At 57.3% G+C, this 14,124-nt stretch carries 17 protein-coding genes and 1 pseudogene; 8 read left to right on the top strand and 10 right to left on the bottom strand.

From position 1 onward, the window contains the following. Positions 1 to 35 precede the first annotated feature (35 nt). The 3 genes and pseudogenes from NCHU2750_RS26630 to NCHU2750_RS26620 form a co-directional block, all read right to left on the bottom strand. Positions 36 to 509: an Hsp20 family protein gene (locus NCHU2750_RS26630; RefSeq protein WP_119944830.1), complete on the bottom strand. Its 474-nt coding sequence runs from the start codon at positions 507 to 509 to the stop codon at positions 36 to 38. Positions 510 to 658: 149 nt separating this feature from the next. Then, entirely contained in the window at positions 659 to 949 is a 291-nt protein-coding gene (locus NCHU2750_RS26625) for a hypothetical protein (protein ID WP_119944829.1), read from the bottom strand. A 94-nt stretch (positions 950 to 1,043) separates the two neighbouring features. Continuing rightward, positions 1,044 to 1,314: pseudogene (locus tag NCHU2750_RS26620) on the bottom strand (usg protein). Positions 1,315 to 1,589: 275 nt separating this feature from the next. Here NCHU2750_RS26620 and NCHU2750_RS26615 point away from each other — a divergent pair. Further along, positions 1,590 to 1,904, top strand: coding sequence for a co-chaperone GroES (locus NCHU2750_RS26615; RefSeq protein WP_119944828.1), 315 nt, complete (start codon positions 1,590 to 1,592; stop codon positions 1,902 to 1,904). A gap of 54 nt (positions 1,905 to 1,958) precedes the next feature. Beyond that, on the top strand, positions 1,959 to 3,587 hold the full coding sequence (groL, locus tag NCHU2750_RS26610; protein WP_119944827.1) for a chaperonin GroEL: 1,629 nt from the start codon (positions 1,959 to 1,961) through the stop codon (positions 3,585 to 3,587). 323 nt (positions 3,588 to 3,910) lie between these two features. Here groL and NCHU2750_RS26600 read toward each other — a convergent pair whose 3' ends face one another. Together NCHU2750_RS26600 and NCHU2750_RS26595 are read right to left on the bottom strand one after the other, a co-directional pair. Continuing rightward, a complete protein-coding gene (locus NCHU2750_RS26600; RefSeq protein ID WP_119944825.1) occupies positions 3,911 to 4,159 on the bottom strand; it encodes a hypothetical protein in 249 nt (82 codons plus the stop codon). Between the two features lie 403 nt (positions 4,160 to 4,562). Further along, positions 4,563 to 6,308 carry a GAF domain-containing sensor histidine kinase gene (locus tag NCHU2750_RS26595; RefSeq protein WP_245480545.1) on the bottom strand — a complete coding sequence of 582 codons (1,746 nt, stop codon included), beginning with the start codon at positions 6,306 to 6,308 and terminating at the stop codon, positions 4,563 to 4,565. Between the two features lie 220 nt (positions 6,309 to 6,528). Between NCHU2750_RS26595 and NCHU2750_RS26590 the strand changes: the two genes are divergently transcribed. The 3 genes from NCHU2750_RS26590 to NCHU2750_RS26580 all read left to right on the top strand — a co-directional run bounded on the left by NCHU2750_RS26590 (position 6,529) and on the right by NCHU2750_RS26580 (position 7,499). Continuing rightward, positions 6,529 to 6,765 (top strand): hypothetical protein, encoded by a 237-nt coding sequence (locus tag NCHU2750_RS26590; RefSeq protein WP_119944824.1) that lies wholly within the window; start codon positions 6,529 to 6,531, stop codon positions 6,763 to 6,765. Between the two features lie 27 nt (positions 6,766 to 6,792). After that, the gene (locus NCHU2750_RS26585; RefSeq protein ID WP_119944823.1) at positions 6,793 to 7,047 is read left to right on the top strand and encodes a hypothetical protein; all 255 of its coding nucleotides are present in this window, start codon (positions 6,793 to 6,795) and stop codon (positions 7,045 to 7,047) included. 269 nt (positions 7,048 to 7,316) lie between these two features. Then, positions 7,317 to 7,499 carry a hypothetical protein gene (locus NCHU2750_RS26580; RefSeq protein ID WP_119944822.1) on the top strand — a complete coding sequence of 61 codons (183 nt, stop codon included), beginning with the start codon at positions 7,317 to 7,319 and terminating at the stop codon, positions 7,497 to 7,499. Positions 7,500 to 7,528: 29 nt separating this feature from the next. On the opposite strand, the gene NCHU2750_RS26575 is transcribed toward NCHU2750_RS26580, so the two are convergent. Beyond that, a complete protein-coding gene (locus NCHU2750_RS26575; RefSeq protein WP_119944821.1) occupies positions 7,529 to 7,825 on the bottom strand; it encodes a DUF982 domain-containing protein in 297 nt (98 codons plus the stop codon). 97 nt (positions 7,826 to 7,922) lie between these two features. Beyond that, complete coding sequence (locus tag NCHU2750_RS26570) at positions 7,923 to 8,393, bottom strand: Hsp20 family protein (RefSeq protein WP_119944820.1); 471 nt, start codon at positions 8,391 to 8,393, stop codon at positions 7,923 to 7,925. A 218-nt stretch (positions 8,394 to 8,611) separates the two neighbouring features. On the opposite strand from NCHU2750_RS26570, the gene NCHU2750_RS30700 reads away from it, so the two are divergent. Continuing rightward, positions 8,612 to 8,782, top strand: a complete 171-nt coding sequence (locus tag NCHU2750_RS30700; protein WP_162939815.1) for a hypothetical protein — start codon at positions 8,612 to 8,614, stop codon at positions 8,780 to 8,782. 354 nt (positions 8,783 to 9,136) lie between these two features. On the opposite strand, the gene NCHU2750_RS26565 is transcribed toward NCHU2750_RS30700, so the two are convergent. Together NCHU2750_RS26565 and NCHU2750_RS26560 are read right to left on the bottom strand one after the other, a co-directional pair. Further along, on the bottom strand, positions 9,137 to 9,445 hold the full coding sequence (locus NCHU2750_RS26565) for a hypothetical protein (protein ID WP_119944819.1): 309 nt from the start codon (positions 9,443 to 9,445) through the stop codon (positions 9,137 to 9,139). A gap of 85 nt (positions 9,446 to 9,530) precedes the next feature. After that, positions 9,531 to 9,770: a DUF982 domain-containing protein gene (locus NCHU2750_RS26560; RefSeq protein ID WP_119944818.1), complete on the bottom strand. Its 240-nt coding sequence runs from the start codon at positions 9,768 to 9,770 to the stop codon at positions 9,531 to 9,533. A gap of 267 nt (positions 9,771 to 10,037) precedes the next feature. Here NCHU2750_RS26560 and NCHU2750_RS26555 point away from each other — a divergent pair, with 267 nt between their 5' ends. Then, positions 10,038 to 12,317: an FdhF/YdeP family oxidoreductase gene (locus NCHU2750_RS26555; RefSeq protein WP_119944817.1), complete on the top strand. Its 2,280-nt coding sequence runs from the start codon at positions 10,038 to 10,040 to the stop codon at positions 12,315 to 12,317. A gap of 113 nt (positions 12,318 to 12,430) precedes the next feature. Here NCHU2750_RS26555 and NCHU2750_RS26550 read toward each other — a convergent pair whose 3' ends face one another. Next, entirely contained in the window at positions 12,431 to 12,826 is a 396-nt protein-coding gene (locus NCHU2750_RS26550; RefSeq protein WP_119944816.1) for a PRC-barrel domain-containing protein, read from the bottom strand. 793 nt (positions 12,827 to 13,619) lie between these two features. Between NCHU2750_RS26550 and NCHU2750_RS26545 the strand changes: the two genes are divergently transcribed. After that, positions 13,620 to 14,120 (top strand): YciE/YciF ferroxidase family protein, encoded by a 501-nt coding sequence (locus tag NCHU2750_RS26545; protein WP_119944815.1) that lies wholly within the window; start codon positions 13,620 to 13,622, stop codon positions 14,118 to 14,120. Positions 14,121 to 14,124 lie beyond the last annotated feature (4 nt).

The following is a 14,124-nucleotide window of genomic DNA, read 5'->3' as shown; positions in this document are numbered from 1 at the left end:
CAATGGCGCCCTGACCCAATGAACGAATTTCAGGATCACGCCGCTTTTTGGGCTTCGATCTGTGCTGGAGCGACCGACGTCAATGCAGGCGTGCTCTGGATCGAAATCTTCCTCGGTTTCAGAGCCTCGGGGATTTCACGAACGAGCTCGATCGTCAGCAGACCGTTGTTCAAGTCGGCCGCGTTCACTCGGACGTGATCAGCTAGTTCGAAGCGGTGCTCAAACGGACGACCTGCGATACCGCGATGCAGGTAGTCCTCCGACGGAGAGTCTTGCTTCTTGCCCGTGACTGTCAGCAGATTGGACTGGAAGGTGATGTCGAGATCATCCTGAGCGAAGCCCGCGACCGCGATCGAGATACGGTAGGTGTCATCATCCGTTTTGACGATATCATAGGGCGGCCAGTCGTTCGACGAGCGGGCGCGCTGGGCGTTTTCGAGAAGATTGAAGATCCGGTCGAAGCCGACGCTCGAACGGTAGAGCGGTGCGTAGTCGTAAGATGTTGCCATAGCCATATCCTCCTTGAAGCAACATGGGTACGGGAATGCCAAAAGCGGCGCTCCCGGCAAAGCCAGCCCATTGTTGAGCGGCTGGCGACATTCGATTTTGGTTTGCCGATTTTTCGATTCAAGATCTGTCGCGAAAAAAATCGACGGTATCAGTGGATCGAGCGGCTTAGGACGCGATGGGGATAAGTTGCCTTGAACTGCGATATCATTGCGCATGCCTGCTGCAACAGGCGCGCCGCCGTTTCAGGCGTGTCGCGCGCAAGGTCATCAGCGTTGGCACGGATCGCCTGAGCCAAGTTTGCAGACATCAAGGCGAAACGTCCCTCGCCATAGACCAATGCATCCTGGGACGTTGTCTCGAGCCACCGGGCGAAATCGATAATGATTTCTTCCCTTTCGGAAACGCTCGCGTTTTTCATGATCTCGATATTCTGTTCCATGCGGTCTCGACTCCATACAGACGTGGAAAAGCGACCGAGCTCATCAAGCCTCGGCCGCCGCTCAGCTAGGAGAGCGAGAAATCGAATTCAAGGTTCACTGCAGCTTGAATTCGCCATCGACGCGTCGCCATTCATTCGGCCCGATCAGGCGCTGGTGGCTGTAACGAACAGAATGCAAAGGCCCATCGAGAGAGGTCTTCCAGAAATCCAGGAACTTGCGCATCTCGGGGAAATCAGGTGCGAGATCGTAGTCCTGCCAGACATAGGTCTGAAGAGCGAATTCAAAGTCTGGGATGCGATAGAGGATGTGTGCGGTGGTGGCCGTAGCCCTTGAGCTGTCGATCAATGTCCGATGAGAATTGCATGCTTCATCTCCGTTTCGTGACAATGCTAAGGTGACCCAAATTATGAGGGACTTCAAGATAGAACCATTATTCTTGTCGATTTTACTCAACGATTGCAGTGCGTTAGCAGCCGATGCGGCCGAGTGCTAATTTTTTCAGTTCACCCTCTTGAAATCGAAAAATCTCAAAAATAAATTTTGCCCGCGAACGCTCGAATGAGGTTCGCACCCGTCCGGATTGGTCACCCGGTCCGGTAGGGGATTTTGCGTCATCTTTTTTGTCCAATGGAGGAAAACATGTCGTTCCGACCACTTCACGATCGCATTCTCGTCCGCCGGGTCGATTCCCTGGAAAAGACCAAAGGCGGCATCATCATTCCGGATACCGCCAAGGAAAAGCCATCCGAGGGCGAGGTCGTCGCCGTCGGTCCTGGTGCGCGCAACGAAGCCGGCCAGATCCAGGCGCTCGACGTCAAGGCGGGCGATCGCATCCTGTTTGGCAAATGGTCAGGCACCGAAATCAAGATCAACGGCGAAGACCTGTTGATCATGAAGGAAAGTGACGTCCTGGGCATTATCGAAGCCCAAGCTGAGCAGAAGATCGCTGCCTGAGCATCAGCCGGCAACCCTATCAGTCAAAAAGCTGCCTATTGAAGGAGTGAACAAATGGCTGCGAAAGAAGTCAAATTCAACACCGATGCCCGCGAACGCATGCTGCGTGGCGTCGATGTTCTTGCCAATGCGGTAAAAGTCACGCTTGGTCCCAAGGGCCGCAACGTCGTCATCGACAAGTCGTTCGGCGCGCCACGCATCACCAAGGACGGCGTTTCCGTCGCCAAAGAGATCGAACTGGAAGACAAGTTCGAAAACATGGGCGCGCAGATGCTGCGCGAAGTGGCGTCGAAGACCAATGATCTGGCCGGCGACGGTACGACAACTGCGACCGTTCTCGCCCAGGCCATCGTCAAGGAAGGCGCTAAGGCGGTTGCGTCGGGCATGAACCCGATGGACCTGAAGCGTGGCATCGATGTCGCTGTCGATGCAGTCGTCAAGGAGCTGAAGACCAACGCTCGCAAGATCACCAGCAATTCGGAGATAGCTCAGGTCGGCACCATCTCGGCCAATGGCGACGAGGAGATCGGCAAGTATCTGGCCGAAGCGATGGAGAAGGTCGGCAACGAAGGTGTCATCACCGTCGAGGAAGCCAAGACCGCCGAGACCGAGTTGGAAGTCGTCGAAGGTATGCAGTTCGACCGCGGTTATCTGTCGCCGTACTTCGTGACCAATCAGGACAAGATGCGGGTCGAGCTCGAGGAGCCATACCTCCTCATCCACGAGAAAAAGCTGTCGAACCTGCAGGCTCTTCTGCCTGTGCTCGAAGCTGTTGTGAAGTCCGGCAAGCCTCTGCTGATCATTGCCGAAGACGTTGAAGGTGAGGCCCTCGCAACGCTCGTCGTCAACAAGCTGCGCGGCGGCCTGAAAATTGCGGCCGTCAAGGCCCCTGGTTTCGGCGATCGTCGCAAGGCCATGCTCGAAGACATCGCCATCCTCACGGGCGGAACGGTCATCTCCGAAGACGTCGGCATCAAGCTGGAAAACGTCACGCTGAACATGCTCGGCCGGGCCAAGAAGGTGGCGATCGAGAAGGAGAACACGACGATCATCGACGGCGTTGGTTCCAAGGCCGAGATCGACGGACGAGTGGCCCAGATCCGCGCCCAGATCGAGGAAACGACCTCCGACTATGACCGCGAGAAGCTGCAGGAGCGTCTTGCTAAGCTCGCGGGCGGTGTCGCCGTCATCCGCGTCGGCGGCTCTACCGAAGTCGAGGTCAAGGAGAAGAAGGACCGCGTCGACGATGCTCTGCATGCGACGCGTGCAGCCGTCGAAGAGGGTATTCTGCCTGGTGGTGGCGTAGCATTGCTTCGTGCGGTCAAGGCGTTGGACGGTCTACCGACGGCCAATGACGATCAGCGGGTTGGCATCGACATCGTTCGCAGGGCGATCGAGGCACCTGTGCGTCAGATCGCTGAGAATGCCGGTGCCGAAGGCTCCATCATCGTTGGCAAGCTTCGGGAAAAGAGCGATCTGTCGTTCGGATGGAACGCCCAGACCGGCGAGTATGGTGATCTCTTTGCCCAGGGCGTCATCGACCCGGCCAAGGTGGTGCGCACCGCGCTCCAGGACGCGGCGTCGGTCGCAGGTCTGCTGGTGACAACAGAAGCGATGATCGCCGAAAAGCCAAAGAAGGACGCCGCCCCCGCCCTTGCCGCTGGTCCGGGCATGGACTTCTAACCAGTTCCAACGCCCGCCCCACCGAGGGGCGGGCTATTCTGGCGGGGATGATATGACAGCACCAATTTCGAAAGAAGATGCGCGCTTTTGTGCCAGCGTCGTCAAGGAGGTCGCACGCGCTCAAGGCATCTTGCGCGATCCCGCAGCAATAGGTCGCCTGACCGCAACGGTTGCCAGACTTTACAACAGAGGTATGCAGGATCGTGACGAGCTTCTCAACGCTGCCCTAAAGTCAGTCACGGGCGAACAACCCAGGTGAGAGCTGAAGAGAAATCGTCGTGAGATTGATCATGGAGACAATCCATGGGATGATGAGCGCCTGGTCAGTTGCCGAACTCTGATAAGTCGTGAACCATTGCGATATCAGCCAGTCCCCTGTGACCGTCCATGGCCTGAACCAACTCGGGCAGTGTATTATGACCTTCGCGGAATAGATTGAGGCAGATCTCGGCAGCAATTAATGCGTCGGGGTCATCTTTGGTCAGCCCGTACCGATTTCGCCAGGATTTCAAGGCGACGTCGATGATTTCCAGTTCGGGCGGGCCAAATGTTGTTTCGAAGAATGATGGCATTTCGGTATTCCTTCACAGCGCAAAGCGATGTGGGGAGGAAGTCAAGGAATTCAAGCGGCTTGGCTAAGTTTAGATCTTGAACCGATACGAACCGGTGACCCGCCGTTTCGAACCATAGCGAAATCATACACTTATCGACGCACCATCTAAATGATTGGACGCGGCGACGACAAAAAAGGCCGGGGCAAAATCGCACCGACCTCCCTCACCGTCGCCTCTTTACCAGTGCCAGTACATCCGTGGTCAAAGCCAGGTGGCGACGAAGCATTGCGAGCGGCGAATTCATTCAGCGCTCATCAGCAATACCGATGGCATCTTCTACGCGACCAATGTGTTCACAAGAAGTCAGTCATCAAGCTACCGAATTCACCTGACTTGAACCGCACCGCGTTCATCTAAAGCCTCAACCGACCAAAGGCATGCGGAAGGTGAAGCGCGTCTCGATCTCGTCTGACTTCACCTCGATCGTCCCGCGATGAGCAGTGGCGATCTCCGAGGCGATGAACAAGCCAAGACCGAGCCCCTGCATGCTCGGCCGCAGATCACCGCGTCTAAACGGCTGGAATAGCTTAGCAACCGTTTCTTCCGAAATCGGCTGCCCGCCGTTGGCAACGGACACTTCCAGCATCTGACCATTCACGCCAGCCACAATCCTGACAGGCTCGGTCTCGACACCATGGGTGATGGCATTCGACACCAGATTGGAAAACAACTGGGCAAGCCGCAGCCGGTCGATGGCAAGTGCTGCCGGGAGATCGAGGGATACGGCGATCTCCCGATCCGGATGAGACAGCTGCAGTTCTTCAACGACATGCCGTAGAGTGAGGCCAAGGTCGTCGTCTGCCAGATCGAGGACAATGCCTCCACCCATCCGCGCGCGAGCCAGGTCCATCACGTTGTCGACAAGGCCGATCATCCGCGAAATACTGGCCTTCATCAGTTTCAGGACGAGAGGGCTGCGGGCGGTCCAGCCTTCCTTCAGGAGGCGCGAGGTGCCGGCGTCGACCGCGGCAATCGGATTGCGCAGGTCATGGCCAAGAACGGCGATGAACTGCTCGCGCAGCTCCGACAGACCCTTCTCGCGTTCGAGCAGCTCTTCCGTCGCCTTGAGGCGGTCGTCCGCATAGAGGTGATGGCCGATCAGTTCAGCAAACAGCTTGAAGGTGCCGATGACTTGCGGATTGTTGACCTTGGCCGGATGGGGATCGATGGCGCAGAGTGTGCCGAAAAACTGGCCATTGGCCAGGATGATCGGAACTGAGATATAGCTGCGCAGACCGTAGATCCGCGGCGTATGGTGGTCGCGATAGAGAGGTTCTTCAGCGGCATCATCGAAAACGATCGGCTGGCGATGCCCGCGAATTTCGTCGCAGAGCGTGCTTTGGACCGGCAGCTCGTCGCCGGGCTTCAGACCAAAGCCGACATGGTCGAGCGATTGGCAGGTGATCCAGCGATCGTCGGTCACCCGAGCGACGGCAGCAAAGCCCATTCCCGTCATGCGAAGAACGACATCGAGGATCGTCGGGACCGCGGCGATACCGGCGACGCGTGCTATATCCTTGGAGAAGTCTTCCGCGCTTGCGGCATCGTCCACGACAGGCGCCTTCTCGGCGTTGGCAACGATTTGGACTGCCTGGGTCTTCTCGATTGCGATGGCAGCCGCTCCCGCGAGCGTTTCCAGCACATCGACTTCCCAGTCGGCCGGTGAATACGGTCGCGCCCAATAGGCCCCAATGGCGCCGATCGGATTTTCGACACGAACTGGTGCCATCGCGACGGATTTGACAAAGGTGCCGGCATAGAGCTCGTAGGGAATTCGATCGTCCTTTGTCACGTCAGGAACGACGACCGTTTGCCGATGGATCATGGCCCAGCCGCTGATGCAGGCCGAAGCAGGAAACTTATGGCCCTTCCACAGCGGGCCGATCGCATCTTCCTCGATGTAATGGCAGAGATCGCCGTCAAGACGGATGATGGCAATACCATCGCAGCCGATCAGCGAACGGGCGGTGGCGCGCAGCGTTTCCACGACATCTTCGAAACTCTCGGCACGTCCCATCGCTGCGATCGCCTTATTCAGCGTCGACAGGGGTGTCGCGACTTTCAAAGTTTCGATTTCGACGGGAGTGATTTCAATAGAGATAGACACGGCTTCACTCCTGCTTGGGGCAAGAGCGGATCATCTCCCAGCCGTCCGCGCCCTATCAGTCTGCGAACGATAGAATGACTCTAAAGCGCCAGAGGCCAAATGTCCATCTCCGCATTATCCCGACCTTACCATCGCGATCTGCCCGCTCCAGCTTGAATCACCTTGCAACCGAAAAAGGCAGGGATATCATTCGCTACGGACAAACATTCTCAGTGATACAATGAACCCGCATCAGCAGCTATCCGAACGCTCCGAACTCTCTGGCCGTTACACCGACAATGGGATCACGGTCCTTGTGGAAATCTTCCGCCCTTCAGGCGGAGATGATTGGCGGATGGAAGTGACCAGCCTAGAAGACCAGCTCACCGACTGGAATGAACCCTTTGCGTCAGCTCATGAGGCATGGGAAGAGTTCATCTATGTCGTCAATACGGAGGGGGTCGCAGTTTTCCTTTAGCGCCCCCGACTTATCGAGGAACCTGGATTGGCGATCGACAGCGACAGACGGCGAGTGATTTTCGATCAGGTTCGCAGCAAGGCGATGTCGCGGGGCACGCCTATCGACGATGACCCAGAGTTCCTGGGTTGGGTCGAGCTGTGGATCAGCGGCGAGTACGAGATCTCCGAGCTCAGGTCTCGATACAATGAACTCGCGACACGCCGCACTCATCGATCCAAATTTGCCACTGGTGCATTGGAACCCGCCTCCTCCGAAGCCGCTAGGCGGGATGCCGACTGAACCTGACCGCGTCCTTTCCGGCAGTATTCACTTCGTGATGTGGCCCCCTCCAGATCTTGAAGACCCCCACGTGCATATCTGCGATGACGGCTGGCGTTTGCGCCCAATGGCAAGCTGCTATTGCGCAGGCTCCTTGATCTCAGACGCGGTCGAAATTATCTCGGGCCTCATCGGAATAATCGAAGGCGCTGATATGGGCGACCTCCAAGACCGGTAAGATCAGGGAGGAAAACATTAACAGAGGGAGCCGGGGTCTTTCCACGAGCGACATGCGCATACTGAGAACGCTGCTGGGCCGCTATGCGGCGCGCTACCATCTCGCTGGGCCAGAGAAAGACAACTTGATCGAGCGAACGTTTCAGGCGTTGGCGAACAATCCGGAGATTTTCTTCGAAATTCCAGTTGAACAGGCCGCCGCAGAGACGATGCACCGGATCTACGCCGGCCACTAGCTTTGAAACTGTCGCAGCTTTTCTGGCTGTTACGCCCCGCCGATCTTCGCGCTCGTATCGCGCCGGAGATGAGGCGGGACGTCTTCCAGCTCGGCAAGCTTGCCGTTCTGCTTCAGAAAAATTCGAAAGTTCTCTCTGACTGCGTCGATCGGCCAGTGACCGTTCGCCGCCTCACGACAGTATCGGACAAGCGTCTCGTAAGCGAGATTGCGCTTCTCCATAGGCCATTCATCGAGAAAATCGAATACGTCATCCAGTCCAGTGATTTCTTGCACGAAATACCGGCGCTGTGCGTAGACGGGCTTGTCAAATTGAGCGAGCAACATGGCAACCTCCTTCGTTTGCTCGGTACCGACTGATGACTGAAGCCGGCCCTGGATCGGGCCGACTGATAGCGATCGCTCATTCTTCCTGGCCCTCGGGTCAGGCGACCTTACGGTCGGTTTCGAGCCGGAGCGGCTCGCTAGCGGCCGGATCGACGCCGATTTCGATCTTGCGCGGTTTCATGGCTTCCGGCACCTCGCGCTTCAGAGCAATTGTCAGCAGGCCATTTTTCAGATCGGCCCCTTCCACCCTCACATGATCGGCAAGCTCAAACTTTCGCTCGAAAGAACGACCGGCGATGCCGCGGTGGAGATACTCGCCCTGGAGCTCTTCAGCCTTCCCGCCTTTGATCACCAGAACATTGCGCTCCTGCGTGATATCGAGATCGCCTTCGCCAAAGCCTGCCACCGCCATCGTGATGCGATAGTCGTCTTCACCGGTCTTGACGATGTCATAGGCCGGCCAGGTCTCGATCGCGTTAAGGCGCTGCGTATTGCTAAGCAGATTGAACACGCGGTCGAAGCCGATGCTCGAACGATAGAGCGGGGCAAAATCAAGTTCAGTTCTCATAACCATATCCTCCGTAAAGCAACATGGAAGGAAGCGGTGAATTCCGCCTCCTCGGTCAGCCGACCCCCGGTTGGGCCGTCGGCGTGGACCGATTTGGTTTTTGATATTTTGTCGTTCAAGACCCCGCTCGAAAATTTTTCCAGCTCATCTGAAATCATCTTGTTCGCTGAAAATGCGGTCCTATTTCGAGTCGCGATCTTCGCTTTGGGAGCATCGGGATGGATGATGCAATGACCGAGATGTTTTCGGACGCCGACATTGAGATTTTGCCTCCGGCGCACAACACTGAACACGAGATGGCCATTTGCCTTTGCTGCTGTCGCCAGCGTCCCCACTCCGCCATGGACGAAGACGGCTGCGGCATTTGCGACGAATGCCTGGCGCCTTGACCCTGCGAGAAAGGCCGATGCGACATTTGTCGCGGCAAATCGGTGCTTGGCAAAAAGGGGAGGGAGAAGTGGCGGGAGTTTCCGGCTGGCTGAAAGATCATGGAGCTGAGTAGGCAAAACTCGGAGGTTGGAGGTAACTACATGCTTTCATGGAAAGCACTCAGTGACCTGTAGCTACGTCAGTTTCTGAAAAGTGCCGCTTTCGGTCGCGGGCCGCCCCGGCCGTATCAGCGCGGGCGACCATTTGCTCCAAGTCGTCTGAAATCCGTCCGCGTCACTCATTACTCGTGCTACCTCTTCACTATCTACTTCAAGTGAGCATCCGAAGACTTGAACTAACGCTGGCGATTGATGTCACCGGCCCGACACCCTCATCGCCCCTAGGTCACCCATGCTGCGCTGGATAGCGGCCAACCGGTCTGCTGCAATGTCGACTGAGATCTCAATTTCACCTGCGAGCGGCGCATCCGTTCTTACATATCCAGAAGATGAAACGTCCCCTCCAGAGGGCGCCGAACCGGCCGTGTTTCCATCACCTGCCGCCTGAACGAAAATATCAGATCTAGGAATGCCATGCTTCTGGACCAGATGCTCGACGGCGAGATCTGCTGCCTCGCGCGTTTCAAATATTGCGCGGACTGTGGTGGTGCTGTTGTCGGACATCGTCTTACTCCCTCGTGATGGTAAAGGGTGAACTGGCGACACCAATATTGGTTTCAGTGAGTGGCGGAGAGAATTCCGTCGCGGCTTACTCCCGAAGTAGACCCGCATTTCTGGCGGCAACTCTAAAAGCCGCAGCGGCGCTGTCGCCAGGAACTGCACCAGAGACTGCCCGGAGGCATACTTTTTTGGCAGTGCCTACATCCGGTCCGCCTTTGGGGAAGTCGAGAGCCAAGGACGCCACGGCCTCTCGGGTGTTCCTGATGCATTTCGAACCGCCGGCTGCGCCGGTTGCGATCTCGACAGGGTATTCCCAAAGTTCAGTCATCGGTCTTCCAATGCAAAAGAGTTTGTCGACAGCGATCGGTCGATCGCAGGGACGGGCCCATCAGTAACCCGAGTGGTCATCAGATTGTTCCCAGCTCACTCCCGCTCTCGAAGCACGTAAAGGACACGCCCAGGGCGACCGAAAGCTTGGCTCATCGCGGAACGTTGTCGGTGCCAGGAGGTTTCTCCCGCGACACATATCGGTCCTGGCCGGTCCACCCCGCGATCGGACGCAAACACCACCTCGTGACTTCTTTGGAGCCATTCCATGACAGATCATATCGACAATCCGGATGGCAAAGGTCCTGCGGGGGGATGGGGATCGTTGATATCGATCGCCCGCATTTATGGTGAGAGCGAGCCGCCGGCAGCATTCCTGGAAACGCTTGCGCGGCAGAATAAGCCGGGCGGCTTCATGTGCGTCTCTTGTGCCTGGCCGAAGCCGAAGAACTATCATCCCTTCGAATTCTGCGAGAACGGCGCCAAGGCGACCATGTGGGAGCTCACGAATGCTCGCTGCACGCCCGACTTCTGGAATGAGCATACCGCGACCGAGCTGCGATCGTGGAAGGACCACGATCTTGAGATGACCGGCCGCCTCACCCACCCGATGCGCTTCGACCATGCAACCGATCGATATGTGGAGGTGACATGGGATGAGGCATTCGAGAAGATCGGCAGAACCCTGCGAAGATTGGAGAAGCAGAGCGTCGTTTTCTACTCGTCCGGCCATGCGGGGCTCGAGGCTTCCTATCTCTATGCGCTGCTTGCCCGCGCCTACGGCAACAACAACCTGCCGCAAAGCTCGAACATGTGCCATGAGACCACGTCCGTCGGCCTCAACAAGGTGATCGGGTCTCCTGTCGGCACGATTGTCTGGGACGATCTGGAAAAGGCCGACGCCTTTTTCTTCTTCGGCCAGAACCCGGGAACGAACAGCCCGCGGTTCCTGCATCCGCTGCAGGAGGCAAAAAAACGTGGCGCCAAGATCGTCACTTTCAACCCGGTGATTGAGCAAGGGCTGGTAAGCTTTGTCAATCCGCAGAACCCGTTCGACATGCTGACAGGAAATGAGACCAAAATCTCCGATCAATACTGCCAGGTGAAGGCGGGTGGTGACGTCGCTGCTATGCTCGGTCTTTGCAAGGTCGTCGTGGAGGCCGATGACGCCGCTGTCGCCAAGGGTGCCCCGCGCATCCTCGACGTCGACTTCATCGCAGAACATACGACTGGGTTCGAGAGGTTCATCACCTGCGTGCGGGAAACGTCTTGGTCGGATATCGAGCGTGAAAGCGGATTGTCGGAAACCGATCTGCGTGAGGCGGGTGAAAGCTATATTGCAGCCGAACGTGTCATCGGGGTTTACGGAATGGGCCTTACCCAACATGCCCAGGGAGCGCTCAACGTTGCGATGCTCATCAACCTCTTGCTCCTGCGAGGGAACATCGGTCGCGAGGGGGCAGGCTGCTGCCCCGTGCGCGGCCATTCGAACGTGCAGGGGCAGCGCACCGTCGGCATCGCGGAAAAAACGAAGCTGATCCCGATGGACAAGTTGAAGGCGCTTTTCGACTTTGATCCACCGACGGAGGACGGCACCCATATCGTCGATGCGGTGAAGGGCATGATGGCGGGCACGATCCGCGCCACGGTCTCTCTGGGCGGCAATCTGCTGCGTGCGGTTCCGGACCAGGAGGAAATGGAAAGAGCATGGGCCGGCCAGGAACTGACCGTGATGGTTTCGACCAAGCTCAACCGCAGCCACCTTTTCCCCGGCAAGGAGGCCTGGATACTTCCCTGCCTGAGCCGAACGGAGATGGACATGCAGGCGACAGGCAACCAGTCCGTGACGACGGAGGACAGCTTCTCGCACATCTCGGGTTCGACCGGAAAGCGGACGCCGGCTTCAAAACACCTCAAAAGCGAGCTTGCGATTGTTGCCGGCATAGCGAAGACAACGCTCGATCCCAAGCCGACACTAAAATGGGATGAGTGGACCGCGGATTATGGATTGGTCCGGGATCTGATCGAGGCGACCTACCCCGACGACTTTAAGGATTACAATGCACGCATGTTCGAGCCGGGAGGCTTTTACCGGGGCAACGACGCGCATAAGCGGATCTGGAATACAAAGGAGAAGAAAGCGCTCTTCACCAAACCTGAGCGGATGAACGCCCTCTCCTTCGAGGATGCACCTGGCCGTTATCGATTGATCACCATGAGATCGAACGATCAGTTCAATACGACCATCTACGGTTATTCGGACCGCTTCCGCGGCATTGAGGGAACGCGGGACGTGGTGCTGATGTGCCCGGAGGATATCGAAGCCGCCGGCCTGAGCGAAGGTCAGACGATTGCCCTTGTCAGCGACTTCGGCGATGGCAAGCACCGCGAACTCGGCGGGCTTGCCATTCGAGCTCACAAGCTGCCACCCGGCACGATTGGCGGCTACTATCCGGAATGCAACGTGTTGAACGCAATTGATCACCACGACGCGTTATCGAAAACGCCAGCGGCTAAGGCGATCCCTGTTAGGATCATGGCGCAATAAGATGCGTTGAGAGGCGGGTTTTACCTGCTGGCCGGTCGCTGCACCAAAACAGCGCGTCAACAAGAAAGAGGCCCCGCCAAAGCGAGGCCTCATTCTTTTGATTTCTACGGCCACTACATCCGCGTCGGCGGAAGGCCATAGTAATCGTCGATCCGTCGATCGTTCGCATGATACCAGGAGTCGTCATCCAGATCAGCATAGCGCGGCGCGCCGGTGATCTGGTCCTTGGTAAGGTCAATCCGGTAGCCATCAAGACCTTCGTCATAGGTCAGCTTTTCCCAGGGCAGTGGATAGTAATCATCACCGATGCCCAGGAAGCCACCGAAGCTCAGCACCGCGTAGGCCACTCGACCGCCCTGCTTCTCCAGGAGAAGACGCTGGATCGAGCCGATACGCTTACCGTCGGCGCCGTAGACCTTCGTGCCTTCGACCTTGTCGCTTGCGATCAACGAAATGGTATCCTTGACGTAAGGATCCTGACCGGTGACGCGATTTTCCTGATTCAGCATATCTGCCTCCTCTTCGTGGGTTTCAGGTACGGTGGGCAAACAACAGGACTGCGGTGATTGTTCCGACCAAACTCGCAAAATGGTGCCAGTAAAGATCTTCTGGGCCATGCGCGGGCAACTCTGAGGTCCATGTGCGAGCCAAAATATAGCCGCAGCCACCAGGCCCAGCTGTTTCGTACGCCCCCGCAACGCCCCCGCAGCATGTGGAACATTTGTCGGCATCAATGCTTAGCCTCGTCAGTCCAAAGCGGCGGATAAACGCCGCGGCGTCCCAAGGAGGATAAGAGCGCTATGACATATGACCCTCATTTCAGGTCACCTGCACGCGGTGAGGATCTGGAAACGAAGGAACCGGCCATTCCAGTAGTGGCTGAAAGCTCGTCACCGACAGTTTCCGGTCCGCTCCACACTTCGGATGCGCCGCGTGTTGATCAGGCACTGAATTCCGTCCTCGAACATCGTAACGACCCTTATGTTGAGCCGAAGGAGACACTGTCGGCACTGCGAGAAGAAGCCGATAGTCTTCGGTATCGCGCATCGGATGAAGTACGCTTTCGAATTCGCAGGAACCCCTGGCAGGCAGTTGGGATCGCGGTCTTCGTCGGATTTCTGTTCGGGATCACGCGATAGGCCCACGCTTGCGGGGGCGGCCCCGACTGGACCTCAAGCCTGTCGGCGTTCCTGGTACGGTGGCGTACGGGAACCGTTCACTCGCATCGGACATTTCCCACTGTCACCGATGCGGCGGGCAGTGCGCGCCACTGGCAACATCTCAACAACGATGGAGGACGACATGGCAAACGCCAAAACTCTCGACGACCTTTTTTTGGACACGCTCAAAGATATCTACTTCGCCGAAAAACAGATCCTGAAGGCACTGCCGAAGATGGCGCGTGCGTCGCAGTCCGAGGAAGGCAAGGAAGGTTTTCTTCAGCATCGCGAGGAAACACAGGGCCAGATCGAGCGCCTCGAACAGGTATTTGAGCTCCTCGGCAAGTCGGCGCGCGGCAAGACCTGCGAGGCCATCCAGGGCATTATCGCCGAAGGCGAAGAGATCATCGAGGAATTCAAGGGTTCGCCCGCGCTTGATGCCGGTCTCATCTCGTCTGCTCAGGCCGTCGAACATTACGAAATTGCGCGTTACGGCACCCTCATTGAGTGGGCCAAGCAGCTCGGGCTGAAGGACGCCGTGCCGCTCCTCGAGCAGAACCTGTCGGAAGAGGTGGCAACCGACAAAAAGTTGACGGCACTGGCAAAAGCTTCCGCCAACGACAAGGGCAAGAAAGCTGCCTGATCAA

The organism is Neorhizobium sp. NCHU2750, assembly GCF_003597675.1.
In the GTDB taxonomy this organism is placed as follows: domain Bacteria; phylum Pseudomonadota; class Alphaproteobacteria; order Rhizobiales; family Rhizobiaceae; genus Neorhizobium.
Note: the sequence above shows the minus strand (reverse complement) of the source record. Positions and strands in the feature narration are given on the sequence as shown.